Source organism: Colwellia marinimaniae (assembly GCF_002207865.1).
GTDB classification, from domain to species: domain Bacteria; phylum Pseudomonadota; class Gammaproteobacteria; order Enterobacterales; family Alteromonadaceae; genus Colwellia; species Colwellia marinimaniae.
In genome coordinates, this window is record NZ_BDQM01000339.1 from 1 (window position 1) to 260 (window position 260).

Below are 260 nucleotides of genomic sequence, written 5' to 3' on the forward strand. Positions count from 1 at the left end.
AAATAGTGATAACGTGATATCACCAAAATGACCGATGATGAACGAACAACCGTCGTCAATTAGATCAACCAAGGCGCGAAAATTTAAACGCTTAACGGTCCGTATAAAACGATAAACGCTACCCACAACATTGCGGGGTAGCGTTTTAACAAGATCAATGGAACAAAAACCCTCCAAACTTGTCCTAACGCTAGATAAAATCATAATAAGTTGCGTTAATGGAACAATTAAACAATCACCTCTTTTCGACCATCAATCAG

General features: G+C 38.5%; 1 protein-coding gene. It reads right to left on the bottom strand.

Features of this window, described 5'->3' with window-relative positions:
• A partial coding sequence (locus tag MTCD1_RS21975) for a hypothetical protein (protein ID WP_235013402.1) occupies window positions 1-204 on the bottom strand: 204 nt, incomplete at its 3' end.
• Window positions 205-260: the final 56 nt, after the last annotated feature.